Raw genomic sequence first — 19,244 nt, forward strand, 5'->3', positions numbered from 1 at the left:
AATGGGCACAGTTTGCAAAACTGCGCTAACGATTGTCTGTAAATAATAGCGATTGGATTTATTAAATTTAATTTAGTTGCCAATTGAAATGGGCACAGTTTGCAAAACTGCGCTAACGATTCTCTGTAAAGAACATTCATGTTATTACCAATAGTTTTTGAAACAATTAATAAGTGCTACTACATTGGTCAAAGCAACTGTCTAAAGGTGACACAGCACAATTGAAAAATAAATGGGCATCCCAAAAGTAATGTTAAAAGGAAACGTTACTGCCAAAGCCATGGGTAAAAATATTCCTGGATTCGCCTTTGGAACGGCTATTTTCATCGCGGCCGGAACGGCAATATAAGAAGCACTGGCCGCTAAGACAGCAAAAATAAAACGATTCCCAACATCCTCGGTAACGAATTGACTTAGAAAAGCAACAATACACCCGTTGATCAATGGGAAAACAATAGCAAAAAAGACGCTAAACCAGCCACTTTTGAAAAAATCATTTAATTTTCGTCCACTAACAATTCCCATGTCCAGTAAAAATAAAGCCAAAAACCCTTTGAAAATATCAGTAGTAAACGGCTTAATTCCTAAAGCCTGTTGCTCACTGGCCAAAAACCCAATAACCAAACTACCTAGAATCAAGAGCACGCTTCCATTAGTAAATGAATGTTTGATAATCGTGGTCATCTTCGTTTTTTGAACTTTTTCCTTACTAAATAATCGGATTAAAATCACTCCGATAATGATTGCAGGAGCTTCCATCAGCGCCATAACAGCAACCATGTGGCCGCTAAAATTGTAATTTTGAATTTCTAAAAAAGAGATGGCCGTTACAAAGGTCACTGCACTCACGGATCCATAAGCCGCAGCAATGGCTCCCGAATTCTCAATGCTAAACTTTTTCTTTAAAATAAAAAAAGTATAAAGTGGAATTAATACCGCAATCAATACCCCAAAAACAATAGACCAAAGTATGTCAACAGTAAAGTGACTGTGCGCTAGTTCCTGTCCGCCTTTAAAACCAATCGAAAAAAGAAGGTACAGCGATATAAATTTAGAGGTATTCTCCGGAATTTCTAAATCACTTTTGACATAGACGGCTATAATTCCCAACACAAAAAACAACAAGGCAGGATTAGTTAAATTATCCAGTAATAAACTAAGATTCATATTTTAATTATTTTAAAATTATTTTATACATTTTGATTATCTTATCTTTTCAAATCGCAATCTTTTTCCTTTTATATCTGTCTTTACTAGTCCTTTTTCATACACCAAATTTCCATTTACAAAAGTTGAACTGATGCTGCTTTTAAAAACCTGTCCTACAAAAGGAGACCATTTGCATTTATATAAAAGAGAGTCTGGAGTTACTTCCTGTTTTTTATTTAAATCGACTAAAACTAAATCGGCAAAATAGCCCTCCCTTATATAGCCTCGTTCTTTTATTCTGTAAATTTCGGCTACATTATGGCTCATTTTCTCCACTACTTTCTCCAACGGAATTTCACCACGATGAAATAATTCTAACATTGCTAAAAGAGCATGTTGTACTAATGGTCCGCCGGAATGCGCCTGAAAATAATTCCCTGCTTTTTCGGCAACAGTATGAGGAGCATGATCCGTTGCAATAATATCTATTGAATTATTGAGCAAATACTGCAGTAAACCTTTTCTATCTTGCTCTGTTTTTATGGAGGGATTCCATTTGATCTTGGAGCCCAGTCTTTCATAATCGGTATCCGAAAACCAAAGATGATGTATACAAGCCTCGGCGGTGATTCGTTTTTCTCTGATCGGTGTATGATTATCAAATAATTTGGCTTCCGCCAAAGTTGAAATATGAAAGAGATGCAAGCGTGTTTGGTGTTTTTTAGCAATTTTCAATACTCGTTCAGTTGCTTTTAGGCAAACTTCCTCATCCCGAATAAGAGAATGATAAAAAAAAGGAATTTCAGTTCCGTAAATTAGTTTATAATCCTCCGTATTCTTTTTTATCAGTGAATCATCTTCGCTGTGCAAAGCTACCAAGGTATCGGTTCTTGAAAAAAGTTGCTCCAAAAATTCTGGATAGTTGGCTAAAATTCCCTCGTCATTATTAAAATAAAGCCCATCATCCGTAATTCCACATACATTTTCGGTATTTGTTTTTAAAGCTTCTTCCAAGTTATTTTTTGAAATTCCCATAAAAAACGAATAATTAGCAATTGATTTTTCCGCCGCCATCTTGTATTTTTCTTCTAATAACTCTTGAGTCAGCGTATTGGGAATCGTGTTGGGCATATCCATAAAGGAGGTGATGCCACCAGCCACAGCGGCAACCGACTCTGAATAAATAGTCCCTTTATGTGTTAGTCCCGGATCTCTAAAATGAACCTGATCATCAATTACACCCGGAAGCAGATAAAGTCCTGTCGCATCAATTTCGATATATTTTTTTGCAGGATTTAGTCCAATTGATGGTGCTATCTTTTCAATTCTTTCTCCTGAAATCAGAAGATCTAAATTAAGTATATGTCCTTCATTGACCACTTTTGCATTTCTGATAATAGTATCCATATCTTATTTTTTAGTGGCTCTTTCTAATCGATCGTTTATCGTTTTGCCTAAACCCACATCTGGAAAACGTTCTGCTATAATCAAGTCAAGTGTACACTCATCTAATCGATGCAAAGCAGCATACAATTGCGATGCGGCTTCTGCTAAATTGCCTGTTGTCGATAGAATTTCCTGTTGTACAATTTTTGGATCACCAATCCCTTTTTGGAATACTAAAACTCCAATTTTTTGATCCGGAAACATTTTTAGCTTCTCCGTCACATCAGCTGTCAAAAAAGTCGTCGTCGAAGGAGCATAGTGCTTAGAAAACATGCCTGGTGCCGCTGGAGCAATATCATCATGGGTAATCATTTTTACCGGCCCAACAATTGCTTCAATATCCTCTACAGCCAAAGAACCCAAGCGATATAAAATAGGCTCCCCATTTTCAAATCCGATGATTGTTGACTCTATTCCCCTTTGACAAGCTCCACCATCCAAAACCATTGGTAACACCTCTTCAAAATAGTCAGCAACATGTATTGCTGTAGTGGGACTAAGAGAGCCAAACGGATTAGCACTCGGAGCCGCTAGAGGATAGGCTAACTGATTCAGCAGGGCTAAGGCTACTGGGTGATTTGGAACTCTGATCGCTACGGTATCTTTACCACCGGTAACCAAATCCGGAATGGAAATTTGCTTTTTTAAAACCAAAGTTAAAGGTCCCGGCCAGAAAGCTTTTGCTAACAAGTTCGCTTTTTCAGGAATGTCTCTCGCTATTTCAGAAAGGACAGTTGCCGATTTTATATGAACAATTAACGGATTAAAAAACGGACGTTTTTTAATCGAAAATATACGCTCTACCGCCTTTGAGCTGTAAATATTGGCGGCTAAACCATAAACCGTTTCGGTAGGAATTCCTATGGTTTGCTCCTGATTTAAAAGCGCAACAGCTTTTGGAATCGAACTACTGATTACACTCATATCTTATGGATTACAGGAATCGCAGAATCCTGGTTCTTCGGTTATTTTTTGATGGGGATACATTTTTTCAGAACTAAAAAAGCACTTTTTACAACTGTAAATAAAACTCAAGGTAGATCGTGTGGGCGCTGAACACCATGAACAAGGCAAGCCCTGTTTCGCATCTATCACACAATAACCCGGTGCTTTACAGCTTGGACATTCCGTTTTTATAGTTTCCAATAATTTTTGCGCCGCTACTTTTATCACACCCATACGAGTGGGGTTGTACAGCGCACGCATATCAGTTTCAGCATAAACACTCCCATATTTGTTCACAAGGTGCTGAAAAGTATCTTCCAATTCACTTTTTGTGGTAATCCCTTTAACTAGTGTTGTTAGATCATCAGGCTTGCTTCGCAAAATTATGGCATGGGCAGGAAATTGAATCTTATTTGCAAAATCCAAAAGCATTTCTTTACTAGAAATATTTTCTCCATGAAAATTAGTTTTCAAACTGAGTTCTCTGGCAATGATTTCTAAGTCGTTTTTTTTATCGATAAAAATTAAAAACTCATCATCGGCCTGGGCAAAAAAGATAGAAGGATGTGAACCAAAAGAGCCTTCGCTGGCAATAGCCAAATCGCAGTCAAATTCTTCCATTGCCGCCAAACATTTAGCCCTGACGGTTTCAACTGCCGTATTTTTCCGCTCCACTTCACCTGAAAAAGTGCCGAAAATATCCGAATCATAACTTTCAGGAACAAAACAGTGAACACCTAATCCTTTTTCAAAAATTGGAGCAATCACTTTTTCTTTGTGATGCTTGGTGGCAATGAGTAATTGTCTACCCTCAAACATTCAATTCAGTTTTTACTTTAGGACACAGTACAATTTGAATTACACTGTCAATTTTCAGTTCCAAATCCTTTGACGACGCTTCTTTGATGAGTTCCTTGATGTATTCAGAGGCTTCTAAAAGAGTTTCAAGCCTTATTTTTGAATGCGAACAGTCTTCATCAAATCGAATTTGATTGCTAAATTTTTCTAAATTATGATAATTAATCTTATTGTTGATTAACGAAAACAGTACTTTTCCTGCTTCTGATGGTGCAAACTGACCTTCAACTAGCTTAAATTGATATTCTTTTTCCATAATACTTTATAATGAAATTTTATTTTTTTGTAATGTGTAGATCGTGAAAAATATTCCCAAACCTAGAAACAGTGTGAAAAATAAGTTATTAGGTGCTACGATTGTCAATAGTATTCCACCAATCAACCAAACTATTCCAAAGACCAAACTAATTTTTTTATTTTTATTTTTCATAGGGACTAATTTTTTTTACTACTTAATGGAGCGTGTTAGGAATAACTCACCTTATTAAATTCTTTAAAGGAAACAGCACATTTAGTGAAAGAGTACCAATTAAATAAAGGAGAAGTTAACGCATTTCTTACTGTCCTTGACCCAATGAAAAAGCCATTTTCCCGTCAAATTTATATAAATTTTCAGTTTTGATGCTATCGATATTATGGTCGATGCATTGCTGCAATAATCCAATGATCTCCTCTTTGTTAACTAGTACTCCATCCTCAGCTTTGAAACGGCATCTCCAGTGATCTGTACAAAAGGTTTGTTTAAATCCTTCGGGCCAAACTTTGATTCCTCTATTGGAAATCATATTCAGTTTTAGATTTTCAGTCCCTATATTTTTTAGAATTTCGGCTAGCGAATTAGGATCGGTTCCATTCCAATGCACAAATACATCGTGACCTACCAATTCTTTTTTTGCAGCTGGTCTTCTCTTATATTTCGGGAGATCTAAGGCTTGAACATTTTTATAATCTACAGCAGGAAGCTGTTTTGGTTTTTGCCCTAAATTTAGGATTACTGCGTCGGCAAATTCTGAAGTCCCTACTTTTGCAGTGCTTACGCCTTCTTTGAAGATATCATAGGTATGTATTCCGTCTTCAAGCGTTTTCAGCCATGCATTTTGTACTTTACTAGCCACTTCGTTTTGCCCAATATGATTCAGCATCATTACTGCTCCTTGTAATAATCCCGACGGATTCGCAACATTTTGTCCGGCTCTTCTGGGTGCAGATCCGTGAATTGCTTCAAACATTGCACATTCTTCTCCAATATTTGCTGAGCCTGCCAGCCCCACAGAACCGGCAATTTGTGCAGCGATATCAGAAATCACGTCACCGTATAAATTTAAGGTTACAATAACATCAAAATTCTCTGGTGTATCGCTCATTTTTGCAGCACCAATATCTATAATCCAGTGCTCGTTTTCAATTTCAGGATACTCTCTCGCTAACTCATCAAACACTTCATGGAATAATCCGTCCGTCTGCTTCATGATGTTGTCTTTTGTGAAACAAGTTACCTTCTTTCTTCCATACTGTTTGGCATATTCAAAAGCATAGCGGACAATTTTTTCACAGCCTGGACGACTAATGATTTTCAAACACTGCACAACTTCATCCGTTTGCTGATGTTCTATTCCCGCATATAAATCTTCTTCATTTTCACGAACAATGACAATATCCATTTTTGGATGTTTTGTTTCCACAAAAGGGTGCAAACTCATACATGGTCTAACATTAGAATATAATCCTAAGAATTTTCTAGTGGTAACATTCAAGCTTTTATAACCACCACCTTGCGGAGTAGTAATTGGAGCTTTGAGAAATATTCTATTGTTTATTATAGAATCCCAAGATGACTTTTCAATTCCGGAGGTATTGCCTTTTAAATACACTTTTTCACCTACTTCAATTTCATCGAATTCGATTTGTGCGCCCGCTGCCTTAATAATTTTCAAAGTAGCATCCATTATTTCAGGTCCTATTCCGTCTCCTTTTGCTATTGTTATTCTTTGCATATCTTTTTGTTTGTTTTTTTTTTACAAAAGTAAAACCGGCTATCCATATATTTTTATTTATATTTGTAATACAAAACATAAAAATTATTTATGAATTATACACTACACCAGCTGCATGTCTTTTTAAAAATTACCCAAAATAAAAGCATCACTAAAGCCGCAATGGAACTGCACCTTACACAACCCGCAGTATCCATTCAATTAAAAAATTTTCAAGATCAATTTGATGTACCGTTAACAGAAGTAATCGGAAGAAAGCTGTTTGTTACTGATTTTGGCAAAGAAATCGCCATGGCTGCAGAAAAAATTCTAAATGAAGTGCATGCAATCAATTATAAAACAATGGCATTCAAGGGACAACTGACAGGACGATTAAAAATTTCTGTCGTATCAACCGGGAAATATGTAATTCCCTATTTTTTATCTGATTTTTTGAAACAAAATCAAGGTGTCGAATTGATTCTGGATGTGACCAATAAAACTAAAGTGTTGAAAAACTTAGAAAGAAATGAAGTAGATTTTTCTCTGGTTTCCGTGTTACCAGAAACCCTGCAAATCGAGAAAGTGGAGCTTATGCCTAATTCCCTTTTCCTAGTTGCTAATAGTGATCAAAAAATGGGAAAAGGAATTCAAGAAAAAAAAATCATAGAAACCTTACCCATCATCTATCGCGAGCAAGGATCAGGAACAAGATATGTGATGGAAAAATTTATAGAACAGAATCAATTAACAGTTTCAAAAAAAATGGTGCTGACCGGAAATGAAGCGGTAAAACAAGCCGTACTGGCTGGACTTGGATGCTCGATCATGCCTTTAATTGGTATAAAAAACGAGCTTAATAATGGAGACCTACAAATTATTCCGGTAAAAGGCTTGCCTATTCAATCCAACTGGAATTTAATTTGGTTAAAAGGCAAAAAGTTTTCACCTGTAGCCGATGCCTATTTAAAATTTATTCAAAAAGAAAAAACTAGAATCATCGAACAAACCTTTAACTGGATTACACTTTAAAAATTTAAGTCAGTAAAGGAAAACTCCTCTTATTCATTGCAATACTAAAATGCATCAAAAGATTAGCAATATTTGCCTTTACAATGATTCTATTAAATTATGATTTTACAAATAGAAACTTCAGCATTACTTTTTAGCGCAACTTCGTTGATTTTATTGGCGTATCTCAACCGGTTTTTGGCTAATGCTACAATCATAAGAGGATTAAAAAAAACCTTCCACGAAAAGCAAAATGATGTAATTTAATTGGAAATCAAAAACCTGAATTTATGGTTGACTCTGATATTATCTACCAATTTACACCTTATAACTAGGAACTAAACCCTATCTTTGCCCGCTTTTTAAAATTAAAAAAATGATAAAAAATAGTGTCTTAAAAGGAGTTTTCTTAGTTGGTCTCGGCGCAACGAGTTACGGAATGCTGGCTACTTTTGTAAAGATAGCCTACGGTCAAGGCTACACCACTCCCGAAGTTACCGTTGCCCAATTTGTATATGGAATCATGGGAATGCTGCTGATCAATATGTTTCAAAAAGCTAAGAAAGGAAAAACCGTTATAAAAGCATCCCAAAAAAACATCACTCAGCTGATGCTTGCCGGAACTTCTTTAGGATTTACGAGTATCTTTTATTATTTGGCAGTAAAATACATTCCTGTTTCTATTGCGATTGTTTTATTGATGCAAACCGTCTGGATGGGTGTTTTATTCGAAATGATTTTAGAAAAAAAAATTCCTTCTACTCAAAAAATAGTTTCCGTATTTATTGTCTTAACCGGAACTATCCTTGCTACCAATGTCTTCGAGAATAGTATCGTTTTAGACTGGCGCGGTATAGCTTTAGGGCTTTTAGCAGCAGCTTCTTTTACTACAACTATGTTTACCGCTAATCGTGTGGCAACTCATATTTCCTCGGCACAACGCAGTTTATTCATGTTGTTGGGAGGTGCTGTCATCGTGACCTTTTTTGCAATCTCAACACAAACTACTCCTTTTAACTTTGAAATTTTCATGAAATGGGGAATCATTTTAGCCCTTTTCGGAACCATAATTCCACCTTTATTGTTGAATGCCGGTTTTCCGCTGACTGGAATCGGACTGGGAAGTATTGTTTCGGCACTGGAACTTCCCGTATCGGTACTTATGGCATATCTCTTATTGAATGAGCAGGTAAACCTGATCCAATGGCTTGGCATTATTTTAATTATTTTAGCAATTATCATAATGAATGTAAACCTGAAGCGAACCTCCTAATTGCAGTTTCAATCCATTTGCACTGATTTTAATAAAATTTTTATAAATTCGTATTAAATAACTTTACTATGAATTTACCTTGGCATTTATATGTGATGGCTTTCGTCTACTTTATCGCAGGATTAAACCATTTCAGGAATCCCAGACTGTACTTGAAAATCATTCCTTCGTACTTTCCAAATCCAAAATTATTAAATTACATCAGTGGTTTAGCAGAAATATTTCTGGGAATTTCGCTTTGTATTCCGTTACTTTCCAACTATGCCGCTTGGGGGGTGATCGCTTTGTTGATTGCTATTTTTCCAACACATTTGTATATGTATTTTGATGAAAAAGCAAGAATGGGTCTGCCAAAATGGGCCTTACTATTGCGAATGCCACTACAATTATTTTTAATTTACTGGGCGTACCAATATACTTAATCTCGTGAAATCACTTTTCGAATCCACATCAGAATCCGTATTTATTGACTTGCCAGATGCGGAGATCATCTACTATCCTCAATTTTTTGACCAAGAACAAGCCGATATTATTTTTGCCGAATTAATGCAAGATATTCCTTGGCAACAAGACGATATTCGTGTATACGGGAAAATTCATCCGCAGCCTCGTTTGACGGCTTTATTTGGAAACGAAGGAAAACCTTACTCGTATTCGAATATAACGATGCAGCCACATCCTTGGAATTTGCTTTTGCAAAAGCTAAAATCTCAAATCGAAAAAAGTGCTGATACTACTTTTACAACCGTCTTACTCAACCAATATCGCGACGGAAAAGACAGCAACGGTTGGCATGCTGACAACGAAAAAGAATTAGGAATCAATCCCATAATTGCGTCGTTGAGTTTTGGAGCCCAACGAACCTTTCAACTCAAACATAATTTAGATAAAGACCTAAAAAAAACTATCATACTGGAACATGGAAGTTTGTTGCTGATGAAAGGAACGACACAACATTTCTGGAAACACCAGATTCCAAAAACCACAAAACCTATTGGCCCCAGAATAAATGGCACTTTCCGGGTAATCAAATAATTACTTTCATAAAAAATTATTAAATTTGGAATAAATATCTGAATTATGAATGATATCATTACTTATTTTTCTACCATTCCATCGTCACACCGAAGTTTAATTCTTGTGGGCGGAATCACTTTTTTCTGGCTGATCGAAAATGCTTTTCCGCTTTTTAACTTCACCTATAAAAAATGGCATCACGCCGGCATCAATATTTTTATGACCTTCACGACTATTGCTGTCAATTTTTGCCTAGCTTTTATTTTATTAAAAGCGGCTGACTGGACAATTGCTACAAATTTTGGAATTTTACAATGGCTTCCTGAAATGCCGCTATGGCTTTACGCCCTTATTGGATTGCTTTTATTGGATTTAATAGGCGCTTATCTGGTGCATCTAGTCGAACATAAAACCAAGTTCCTGTGGCGTTTTCATTTGATTCATCATACAGACACCTGGATTGACACCACAACCGCCAATAGACACCATCCGGGAGAAAGTGTGATCCGATTTACATTTACCGCTTTGGGTGTTTTAATCATTGGAAGTCCCATGTGGATGATTTTTCTATACCAAACATTATCTGTAGTAGCAACGCAATTCAATCATGCTAACATTTCACTTCCTAAAAAAATAGATACTATTATGAGCTATTTTATAGTATCGCCAGACATGCACAAAGTACACCACCATCATGTTTTGCCTTATACGGATAGTAATTATGGCAATATATTTTCAATCTGGGATCGGTTATTTGGCACATTTATGACACTTCCAAAAGAAGAAATTATTTACGGAATTGATACCCATCCTAATCCTGAGGAACACAATGCATTAAAAAATTTATTGAAAATACCGTTTCAAAAACAGCCATTAAAGAAAAAAAATTAAAAAAATTAAAAAAAATCATCTTTTGAGAAAAAGTAATTATAATTTTTCTTAATATTGAATGAAATTAAAAAATTTAATTTAATAATCATTAACACCTATTTGAATTAATTTTCACGTGATGAAAAAGAGTAACCGCAAAGAATTGAACTGGGAGCAAACAGAAAAACTTGTTACAATGGCTTTAGAAGAAAAAAATCCTTTTGAAATCATTAAAAAAGAATTTGGTTTGGCCGAAAAAGAGATCCTAGAGATAATGAAGAAGAAGATGCCGGCAGAAAAATTTGAAATGTGGAAAAAGAAAGCTACCGCAAATAAACCAAAACCAAAACCCATAAAAGTGGATGATTTTGACGAAGACTTAGACGGTAAATATTACATAAAAAACAAACTAGATTAAAATAAAACTCCTGATATTCGGGAGTTTTCTGTTTTAAAACAGCAGTCTCAACTCATACATTTATGGTTTCAGTAACATCAAACGAAAACGAATTTGTTTTTGATATTCTAGGAAGTCATACATTTTGGGCTTTCGAAAATAAGATTCGTGTACCGAAAGATAAAATAATCCGAGCGTATCAAAGCAACGATGAATTTACATTTTGGATCGGCTGGAAAATGCCAGGCACCCAATTACCATGGGTTATAACTGCTGGCACTTATATCAAAAAAGGAAAACGCAACTTTTGGGACGTTTGCAATAAAAAAAATGCAATTATTGTTGAACTCAAAGATTCCTATTACAATAAACTAATTATTGAAGTCGAAAATCCGGAAGAAACAATAAACGAATTAAATGCGAAATAAAATGAAAAAATTACTACTCGTACTCCTGATCTCGTGTTCAATACTCTGCCATTCACAAACAGAAACAGCAATTCAATCTTTTAATAAGGATGAAGTTACTATAAATCCATTGTTAAATGGGTCGTTGTACTCTCCTTTAAAACAAAACAAAAAGACGAATCTTGTCATCCTTATTGCAGGTTCAGGCCCTACAGACAGGGACGGAAATCAAAAAGGACTCCCCAATAATTCCCTGAAATATTTATCCGAAGAATTAACTAAAAATGATATTGCCGTTTTTAGCTATGATAAAAGAATCTTTGCTCAAATGAAGAGTGGAACGGTAAATGAAGCTACCCTTACTTTTGATGATTTCATCACTGACGCAACCACCGTTTTGCTGTTTTTTAAAAATCAAAAAAAGTACAACAAAATAATAATTGCCGGACACAGCGAAGGTTCCTTAATAGGAATGATTGCTGCAAATGGCAAAGCGGATGCTTTTATTTCATTAGCTGGAGCCGGAAGAACGATTGATGCTGTTCTGGTGGAACAAATAGCAAAACAAGCCCCTTACCTCAAAGAAGAAGTTCAGAAAAACCTAGACATTCTTAAAAACGGAGAAACTTTCGAGTTAAAAAACCCCATGTTAGCTTCCCTTTTTAGAGCAAGCATCCAGCCCTATATGATTTCATGGATAAAATACAATCCGCAAATTGAAATTGCAAAGTTAAAAATACCCGTACTACTGCTAAACGGAACTGCAGATTTACAGGTGTCAGTTGCTGAAGCAGAACTGTTAAAAAAAGCCAAACCGGAAGCAGAGCTAGTTCTGATCGAGAAAATGAATCATATTTTCAAAGAGATAAATGGAGATGACTCTGTAAATATGAAATCCTATTCTAATCCGGACTTACCCATTGCTCCAAAAGTGGTGACAGCAATAACTGGCTTTATAAAATCGTTATAAGGGGTGACAATTCCCACTTGTAAAAGACCTATACAATAAACAAAAAACAATACAAATGAAAAAAATATTTTTTGCAATAGCATTTGCTACTCTTCTTTGGAGCTGTAAAACTGTTGGCACTTCAGCAAATGTTTCAAAATCAATTACCGATGTAGTACACGTAGCAATCAACTTAAATGACGTTAAAGAGGACAAAGTAATGGTTACGATTACCGCACCAAAAATTAGCACTGATGAAGTCACTTACAGCATTCCTAAAATTGTCCCTGGCACCTACTCTATTGATGATTATGGAAAATACATTGAAGATCTAAAAGCTTTTGACAGTAAGGGCAATATACTTCCGGTTAACAAAACGGATGACAACACCTGGAATATCAAGAATGCCAAAACTGTCACTAAAATAACCTATTGGGTTAACGACACATTTGATACTGAAAAGGGAAGCGGCTTTGGCAAGAATGATGTTTTCTCTCCTGCCGGAACAAATATAGATGCAGGAGTCAATTTCATGCTAAACATGCATGGTTTTGTGGGCTATTTTCAAGACAAAAAAGACCTTGCTTATACGGTAAATATAGCCCATCCGGAAACACTTTGGGGAGCAACTTCCATGACAGATCAAGACGCAAGTACTACAAATGATGTATTTACAACAGCTCGTTATGCTCAATTAGTTGAAAATCCAATTATGTATGCTAAACCGGACTACACTACTTTTACTGTAGACGGTATGGAAATATTGATCAGTGTTTTTTCGCCTACCGGAAAAGTAACTGCTGAAAGTATTACTCCAGAGATGAAAACCATGATGACTGCTCAAAAAACATTCTTAGGAAAAATAAACGCTACCAAAAAATATACCGTCTTGTTGTATTTATCAAGCATGAAAGATACTGATGCAAAGGGATTTGGAGCCTTAGAACACCCTACGGCCACTACAGTGGTTTTACCGGAAATGATGCCAAAAGAAGAATTGGTACAATCAATGAAAGATGTAGTTTCGCATGAATTTTTTCATATCGTAACTCCTTTAACCATTCATTCTAAAGAAATTCACTATTTTGATTACAACACGCCTAAAATGTCAGAACATTTATGGCTGTACGAAGGGGTGACGGAATATTTTGCCAATCTTTTTCAGATTAATCAAGGATTAATTACAGAAGAGGAATTTTATACGCGTATGTCTGAAAAAATTGCACATGCAAATGCAATGAATGACACGATGCCTTTCACAACGATGAGCGCAAATGTGTTGACTGAACCTTACAAAGCCCAATACTTGAACGTATATGAAAAAGGAGCTCTTATTGGAATGTGTCTGGATATCATTATCAGAGAAAAAAGCAACGGAGAAAGAGGAATTCTTGATTTGATGCAAAAGTTATCAAATGAATATGGCGCTTCAAAACCGTTTAATGACAAGGACCTTTTTGCAAAAATAACTTCATTTACCTACCCTGAAGTAGGGACTTTTTTAACAACTTATGTTTCCGGACCAACACCAATACCGTATGAAACGTACTTAGCTAAAGTAGGCATCACAAAAGCTATGGCAAAAGTACCTGGTAATGTGTTCTTAAAAGGACAATCCCCGTACATAACCGTGAACCAACAAACAAAGGAAATTATCGTAATTCCAACTATAGAACTAAACGATTTTTATACCACTTTAGAGCTAAAAGGAGGTGACATCATCATCTCTATAAATGAAAAACCTTATTCGTTAGACAATATTTATGAAATGATTGCTGAAAGTCAAAACTGGAAAGAGAACGATACAATCACAATTAAGATAAAACGGGATGGAAAAGAACAAATAATCAAAGGAAAAGTTACACTTCCTTACGAAGAAAAAGAAGTTCTTAAAGCCACTGATACGTCCAAAACCGTTTTAAAAGAAGCCTGGTTAAAAGCTTAAATTGATAATTTAATGAGGAACATCTCAATTTAGAAATAAATTGGGATTTTTTTTGATAAATTTGAATGTGTTAGCAAAATCATTCCAACAATTTTCTTTATTTTGCGCCAAAATCTAAACACTAATCAAATCGCCAGGATTCTATCCCGAGATATCAGGACAAATCATAAAAAATGACGATGCCATGTCCTAAAAAACAAATTTTAACTTCACATGAAAAAAACTATTCTAGCATTTATCACTTTAATCCTTTTATCGTCCTGTAATAAGGAGGAACCTGGAGGGAATGTACACATTACCGGAAATATTAAAGGATTAAAAAAAGGAACTTTATACATCCAAAGAGTCGTTGATACAATGCTGGTTGCAATTGACACGATTCATATTGACGGAAGCGCCGTTTTTGAAAGTCACTTAGATCTAAAATCACCTGAAATGCTATACTTGTTTCTAGACAGAGGCGTGAGTAATTCCATGGACAACAACCTGCCTTTCTTTGCTGAGCCGGGAAAAATAACTATTGAAACCAGTTTAGATCGCTACTTATCTGATGCTACAATTACAGGTTCTAAAAACAATGAAATCTTTGAAGAATTTAAAAAAATAAACAGCCGCTTCACCGATGAAAGTCTTATTTTAATAGAAAAAAAATTCAATGCAGTAAAAAGTCAAAACATAAAAACCATTGATAGCATAGGAGCAAAACAGGATTCTAACTTGAAAAGAAAATACTTATTTGCCACAAATTTCGCTCTAAACAATAGAAACTACGAAGTGGCACCTTATATTGCCTTATCCCAGATTTACGACATCAACATAAAATACTTAGATACGATTCAAAAATCAATGTCTCCTAAAGTGGCAAAATCTTTTTATGGAAAGCAATTAACAGAGTATGTAGCAACAATCAAAAAACAGCAATAATCATACAAATTAAGAGAAGTACTATTAGAACCTCCTCGTATTCTATCCTGAGTAGTGTTTTTTCATAATTTATGTTCTAAAAAAAAATGAAACAAAAACCATCTTGTTAAGGCAAGATGGTTTTTTGTTTTATAATTACAGTCCGATTAATATACTGAATAAAAGCAGTTTAAGAACCTAAAAACACACTATAGCGCACTAGAAGTTATTCCAGCAACAATCATTCCTACAAATAGTAAAAGATAAAGAGAGAAAACAACCAGAGTCATAATTCCAATGTATTTATAATGTGACTTTAGGTATTCTAACGAAGTAGTCAAGGCATCTGAATCATTGTTTTGGAATGCTGCTTTGGCATTTGAAGCAAACTTATTCAAGTAATATACTGGAAAAAAATAAAGAATGGCTATCAAAAAGTATACAAAAGCCATTACAAACCCAAAAGAAGATCCCATCATTCCCATAGCAGGATTCACCTTAGCCATAGCAGAGAATAGCGTTCCGGCGAATAAAGCGGCAAAAATAATAAACCCAATTCCGATGTAACCAAGAATGGACAAAAAATAGGCCCACTTTGCGGTTTCTTTCAAAAAGCCCTTAGCAGAGGCGCTAAGTTTCATTTCGAAACTTTCAATCACTGAATGCTCTTCCATATGTATTTGTTTTTTTTGTTAGAACCCAAATTTAACAAAAAAAATTATGAAAAGCATTAAATAGGAATCAATTGTCATGTCCCCAAAAACAAAAAACCATCCCGCTTAAGACGGGATGGTTTTATCAAAGAGCCGGCGGAGGGACTCGAACCCACGACCTGCTGATTACAAATCAGCTGCTCTAGCCAACTGAGCTACGCTGGCGACTCATTACGGGTGCAAATATAGGTCTGAATTTCTGTTTTCCAAAACAAATTCAAACTTTTTTTGCTTTTTTTTTGACTACAATTCGTTGATTTTAGCAATCAATTGATTAGCAGTTTGTTCCAATTCAACATTAATTTGTTTGAAGTGTGCTTTTTTATTTTCTACTTTTTTAACATTTACCTTTGTGATTAAAGTGTCAAAAGCAGCAATCGCTTCGTCAATTAAAGCATTCGTTTCTGTTGTTGGTTTTCCTGTTGTAGAAATTTCGAACAAGTAAACTGCTTCAATAATATCTCCTAAAACGTAGTTGATGTCTTTTTTTAAATTCTTAATGTTTGCCATTTTTATTTTTTTAAAATTTGAATTTTAATTTGCGTCTGCAAAAGTACACATAATCTTTCTATTACCGACTATGAAATGTAAATTTCTAAAATTGAAGCTTTTCCATTGATAATGAATGCATGCATGGCAGCAGGAATCAAAACGGTATCTCCCTTTTTATATTCTAGTTTTGAATTGTCAAATTCTATTTCAAATGCTCCTTCCACACACATATATACGGTAAAGCTTTCTCCAGATTTAGAAACTGAAATAGCTCCATCTAGCGGGATAAAGTTAGTGGTAAAGTAAGGACAATCAACCACTGGATTAGACTCATTGCTATTCTTAGAGTATTCTTTTTTAGTTTCAACTGTGTTGTAATTGATCGCTTCCAACGCCAAATCCACATGCAATTCTCTGGTATTCCCATTCGTGTCTACTCGATCAAAATCATACAATCGATACGTAATATCCGAAGTTTGTTGAATCTCGGCCACCATTAACCCAGCACCAATAGCGTGAACAGTGCCGGTTTCCAGAAAGAAAATATCTCCTGCTTGTACCTTTATATCATCCAGAATAGAGAGCAGGGTTTTATTTTTTAGGTTTTCTAAATAGGCTTCGGGATTCGACTTTTCTTTGAAACCTACAATAATTCGGGCGTCATCATCTGCTTGCAAGATATACCACATTTCTGTTTTACCAAAAGAATTGTGGCGTTTTTTTGCTAAGGCATCATTAGGATGTACTTGAATAGACAAATCTTGACGGGCATCTAAATATTTAAAAAGCAACGGAAATTGCTTTCCAAAGCGATTATAAACCGCTGTTCCTAGGATTTTCTCAGGAAACTCATTAATAATATCTGTCAATGCACTGCCTTTCCAATCTCCGTGAGCCACAATACTGACATCTCCTGCTACAGTCGATAACTCCCAACTTTCGCCAATATGCGTTGAGGCAATGGGTTTATTAAGTATTGTTTTTAATTTTTCACCACCCCAGATTCTTTCTTTCAAAATGGGTTTAAACTGTAAGGGATAAAATGTCATGTAACTATTTTTTTTGAGTCCCAAATGTAAACAAATCAATATTGTTTTCTACCAAAATAGGTTTCCATTTACAGGAGTCCGTTAAACTACCGAAAAAAGTATAAATTAATTCCAATCAGAAAGGTAGCAAATCACATCTTGTAATTGATTATACTAATTTTTTAATGGCTTCAAGTGCTTTAGGAATATGTTTTGTTGCCAGAATACTGTCAAAAATCATTTGTACTACTCCGTTTTTATCCGTTACATAAGTCACTCGTCCCGGAAGCAACCCGAACATTCCAGAGGGAACCCCAAAAAATTTTCTTATTTTTTTATCAGAATCGGACAAGAGAATAAAAGGCAGTTTGAATTGTTTGCTGAATTTTTGATGTGAGGCAACGCTATCGCTGCTAATCCCTATCACTTCTGCACCCAAATCCTTAAAATCTTCGTATTGATCCCTAAAACTACAGGCTTGCGCAGTACATCCAGGCGAATTATCTTTAGGATAAAAATAAATTACAAGCGGTTTTTGGCCTACTACGTTTCCACTGTCAAAATCAGTTCCATTGGTGTCTTTCGCCATGAAATGGGGAATAGTATCTCCTACTTTTAGCTCCATTATTCTCCTTTATAAGTTACAAAATTCCGAGGTGTTTCGTACAAAACCACTTCTAATTTAAACTCTGCCTTGATTCTTTTTCTAATTTTATTCCAAATGACTACTACAATATTTTCAGCTGTTGGATTCAAATCCTGAAACTCCGGAACATCCAAGTTCAGATTTTTATGATCAAACTGATGCTCAACTTCCTCTTTAATAATATCACTCAGAAATTTCACATCCATTACATAACCCGTTTCCGGATCAATTTCCCCAGTCACACTTACTATCAGTTCATAGTTATGCCCGTGGAAATTTGGATTGTTGCACTTGCCAAAAACGGCATCATTTTGTTCAAAAGTCCAATCTTTCCTATGCAATCTGTGAGCCGCATTGAAATGGGCTTTTCGTGAAATAGTCACTTTCATAAAACGTATAAATTAGGGGTTATCTGTGCTCGAGTTCAGAGACAAAGGGCTTTTATGTTCTTCCAAAAAATAATAAAACTCGTCAAAAATTATTTTGAACCAAACGGTGTATAAGGCCGGCTGCAATTCCATATCCATTTTAACATCCTCAATTTTCATCCATTTCCAGTCTTCCACTTCCTCCGGATTGATGACCGGTGCGTCGTTATAATAGCCAATCATCACATGATCGAGTTCATGCTCCGTCAAGCCATTATCAAATGGCGCTTTATAAATAAAATGAAAAAGTTCTTTGAGTTCTGTTTTAAAACCCATTTCCTCAAATAGCCTTCGGTTTCCCGCCTGAATATTTGTTTCTCCCTCGCGTTGATGACTGCAACATGTATTAGTCCACAATAACGGGGAATGGTATTTTTGACCTGCCCGCTGCTGCAGCATGATTTCATTCGTACTGTTTAGTACAAAAACTGAAAAGGCACGATGCAGAACTGCTTTTTCATGCGCTTCAAGCTTAGGCATCAGCCCTATCTGCTCATCATTTTCATTAACTAAGATTACATTTTCTTCTAACATGTGGCTTTATAATTAGGTCAAAAATACAAAAAAAGAACGGGTATCTATACCGTTTTTGAATTTGTGAAAAGTTTAACGAGTGTTGAATACCCTAATATTCTAATTTTATATTCTTTGTATTAGTCTTCTAATTTACAATTTAGCGTGGGTAAGACCCGCAAAACTAAATGGCTGTTTTTTTCGTAAATAATAGAGGAATCAAAAACTTAAATAAAAGAAAATTCAATTGCAAAGTAGCCGACATTTTAAAATAAAAAGCG

Annotated in this window: 23 protein-coding genes and 1 tRNA gene; 11 read left to right on the forward strand and 13 right to left on the reverse strand. The window is 35.4% G+C overall.

All coding sequences use genetic code 11. The features are described from left to right. Positions 1–201: 201 nt before the first annotated feature. The 6 genes from EKL99_RS04470 to EKL99_RS04495 form a co-directional block, all read right to left on the reverse strand. Positions 202–1,167: a sodium-dependent bicarbonate transport family permease gene (locus tag EKL99_RS04470; protein WP_126576474.1), complete on the reverse strand. Its 966-nt coding sequence runs from the start codon at positions 1,165–1,167 to the stop codon at positions 202–204. Positions 1,168–1,203: 36 nt separating this feature from the next. Further along, positions 1,204–2,556: a dihydroorotase gene (locus EKL99_RS04475; RefSeq protein ID WP_126576475.1), complete on the reverse strand. Its 1,353-nt coding sequence runs from the start codon at positions 2,554–2,556 to the stop codon at positions 1,204–1,206. A gap of 3 nt (positions 2,557–2,559) precedes the next feature. Further along, the gene (locus tag EKL99_RS04480; protein WP_126576476.1) at positions 2,560–3,519 is read right to left on the reverse strand and encodes an L-threonylcarbamoyladenylate synthase; all 960 of its coding nucleotides are present in this window, start codon (positions 3,517–3,519) and stop codon (positions 2,560–2,562) included. 3 nt (positions 3,520–3,522) lie between these two features. Continuing rightward, a complete protein-coding gene (locus EKL99_RS04485) occupies positions 3,523–4,359 on the reverse strand; it encodes a DUF6671 family protein (RefSeq protein WP_126576477.1) in 837 nt (278 codons plus the stop codon). Further along, positions 4,352–4,654, reverse strand: coding sequence for a hypothetical protein (locus EKL99_RS04490; RefSeq protein WP_126462128.1), 303 nt, complete (start codon positions 4,652–4,654; stop codon positions 4,352–4,354). Before EKL99_RS04490 ends, EKL99_RS04485 begins: the two co-directional genes overlap by 8 nt. Before the next feature lie 301 nt (positions 4,655–4,955). Next, entirely contained in the window at positions 4,956–6,392 is a 1,437-nt protein-coding gene (locus EKL99_RS04495; RefSeq protein WP_126453535.1) for an NADP-dependent isocitrate dehydrogenase, read from the reverse strand. Positions 6,393–6,482: 90 nt separating this feature from the next. Between EKL99_RS04495 and EKL99_RS04500 the strand changes: the two genes are divergently transcribed. The 11 genes from EKL99_RS04500 (at position 6,483) to EKL99_RS04550 (ending at position 15,164) form a co-directional block, all read left to right on the forward strand. Continuing rightward, entirely contained in the window at positions 6,483–7,403 is a 921-nt protein-coding gene (locus EKL99_RS04500) for a LysR family transcriptional regulator (RefSeq protein WP_126453533.1), read from the forward strand. A gap of 99 nt (positions 7,404–7,502) precedes the next feature. Beyond that, positions 7,503–7,649: a DUF2721 domain-containing protein gene (locus tag EKL99_RS04505; protein WP_126576478.1), complete on the forward strand. Its 147-nt coding sequence runs from the start codon at positions 7,503–7,505 to the stop codon at positions 7,647–7,649. Between the two features lie 109 nt (positions 7,650–7,758). Next, entirely contained in the window at positions 7,759–8,655 is an 897-nt protein-coding gene (locus EKL99_RS04510; RefSeq protein WP_126555115.1) for a DMT family transporter, read from the forward strand. A 68-nt stretch (positions 8,656–8,723) separates the two neighbouring features. Then, positions 8,724–9,077 (forward strand): MauE/DoxX family redox-associated membrane protein, encoded by a 354-nt coding sequence (locus tag EKL99_RS04515; RefSeq protein WP_126462116.1) that lies wholly within the window; start codon positions 8,724–8,726, stop codon positions 9,075–9,077. A gap of 4 nt (positions 9,078–9,081) precedes the next feature. After that, positions 9,082–9,690 (forward strand): alpha-ketoglutarate-dependent dioxygenase AlkB, encoded by a 609-nt coding sequence (locus tag EKL99_RS04520; protein ID WP_126576479.1) that lies wholly within the window; start codon positions 9,082–9,084, stop codon positions 9,688–9,690. Between the two features lie 45 nt (positions 9,691–9,735). Then, positions 9,736–10,563, forward strand: coding sequence for a sterol desaturase family protein (locus tag EKL99_RS04525; protein WP_126576480.1), 828 nt, complete (start codon positions 9,736–9,738; stop codon positions 10,561–10,563). A 118-nt stretch (positions 10,564–10,681) separates the two neighbouring features. Next, the gene (locus EKL99_RS04530; RefSeq protein WP_126462107.1) at positions 10,682–10,960 is read left to right on the forward strand and encodes a DUF2805 domain-containing protein; all 279 of its coding nucleotides are present in this window, start codon (positions 10,682–10,684) and stop codon (positions 10,958–10,960) included. A 62-nt stretch (positions 10,961–11,022) separates the two neighbouring features. Further along, entirely contained in the window at positions 11,023–11,367 is a 345-nt protein-coding gene (locus EKL99_RS04535; protein ID WP_126576481.1) for a hypothetical protein, read from the forward strand. A gap of 1 nt (position 11,368) precedes the next feature. Further along, positions 11,369–12,316: an alpha/beta hydrolase gene (locus EKL99_RS04540; protein WP_126576482.1), complete on the forward strand. Its 948-nt coding sequence runs from the start codon at positions 11,369–11,371 to the stop codon at positions 12,314–12,316. Positions 12,317–12,371: 55 nt separating this feature from the next. Then, positions 12,372–14,240, forward strand: coding sequence for a peptidase M61 (locus EKL99_RS04545; RefSeq protein WP_126576483.1), 1,869 nt, complete (start codon positions 12,372–12,374; stop codon positions 14,238–14,240). Between the two features lie 213 nt (positions 14,241–14,453). Beyond that, a complete protein-coding gene (locus EKL99_RS04550) occupies positions 14,454–15,164 on the forward strand; it encodes a DUF4369 domain-containing protein (RefSeq protein WP_126555130.1) in 711 nt (236 codons plus the stop codon). 188 nt (positions 15,165–15,352) lie between these two features. Here EKL99_RS04550 and EKL99_RS04555 read toward each other — a convergent pair whose 3' ends face one another. The 7 genes from EKL99_RS04555 to idi form a co-directional block, all read right to left on the reverse strand. Next, positions 15,353–15,817, reverse strand: a complete 465-nt coding sequence (locus EKL99_RS04555) for a hypothetical protein (protein WP_126555133.1) — start codon at positions 15,815–15,817, stop codon at positions 15,353–15,355. A 130-nt stretch (positions 15,818–15,947) separates the two neighbouring features. Further along, a tRNA-Thr gene (locus EKL99_RS04560) sits at positions 15,948–16,021 on the reverse strand. Positions 16,022–16,099: 78 nt separating this feature from the next. Further along, positions 16,100–16,366 (reverse strand): hypothetical protein, encoded by a 267-nt coding sequence (locus tag EKL99_RS04565; RefSeq protein ID WP_126453511.1) that lies wholly within the window; start codon positions 16,364–16,366, stop codon positions 16,100–16,102. Positions 16,367–16,434: 68 nt separating this feature from the next. Then, positions 16,435–17,397 (reverse strand): type I phosphomannose isomerase catalytic subunit, encoded by a 963-nt coding sequence (locus EKL99_RS04570; RefSeq protein WP_126555135.1) that lies wholly within the window; start codon positions 17,395–17,397, stop codon positions 16,435–16,437. Positions 17,398–17,545: 148 nt separating this feature from the next. Then, complete coding sequence (locus tag EKL99_RS04575) at positions 17,546–18,001, reverse strand: peroxiredoxin (RefSeq protein WP_126555138.1); 456 nt, start codon at positions 17,999–18,001, stop codon at positions 17,546–17,548. Then, positions 18,001–18,411, reverse strand: a complete 411-nt coding sequence (locus tag EKL99_RS04580; protein WP_126555142.1) for a 6-carboxytetrahydropterin synthase — start codon at positions 18,409–18,411, stop codon at positions 18,001–18,003. The genes EKL99_RS04575 and EKL99_RS04580 overlap by 1 nt, the downstream gene beginning before the upstream one ends. A gap of 12 nt (positions 18,412–18,423) precedes the next feature. Then, entirely contained in the window at positions 18,424–18,984 is a 561-nt protein-coding gene (gene idi, locus EKL99_RS04585) for an isopentenyl-diphosphate Delta-isomerase (RefSeq protein ID WP_126462079.1), read from the reverse strand. Positions 18,985–19,244 lie beyond the last annotated feature (260 nt).

The organism is Flavobacterium sp. ZB4P23, from assembly GCF_003970375.1.
Classification (GTDB): domain Bacteria; phylum Bacteroidota; class Bacteroidia; order Flavobacteriales; family Flavobacteriaceae; genus Flavobacterium.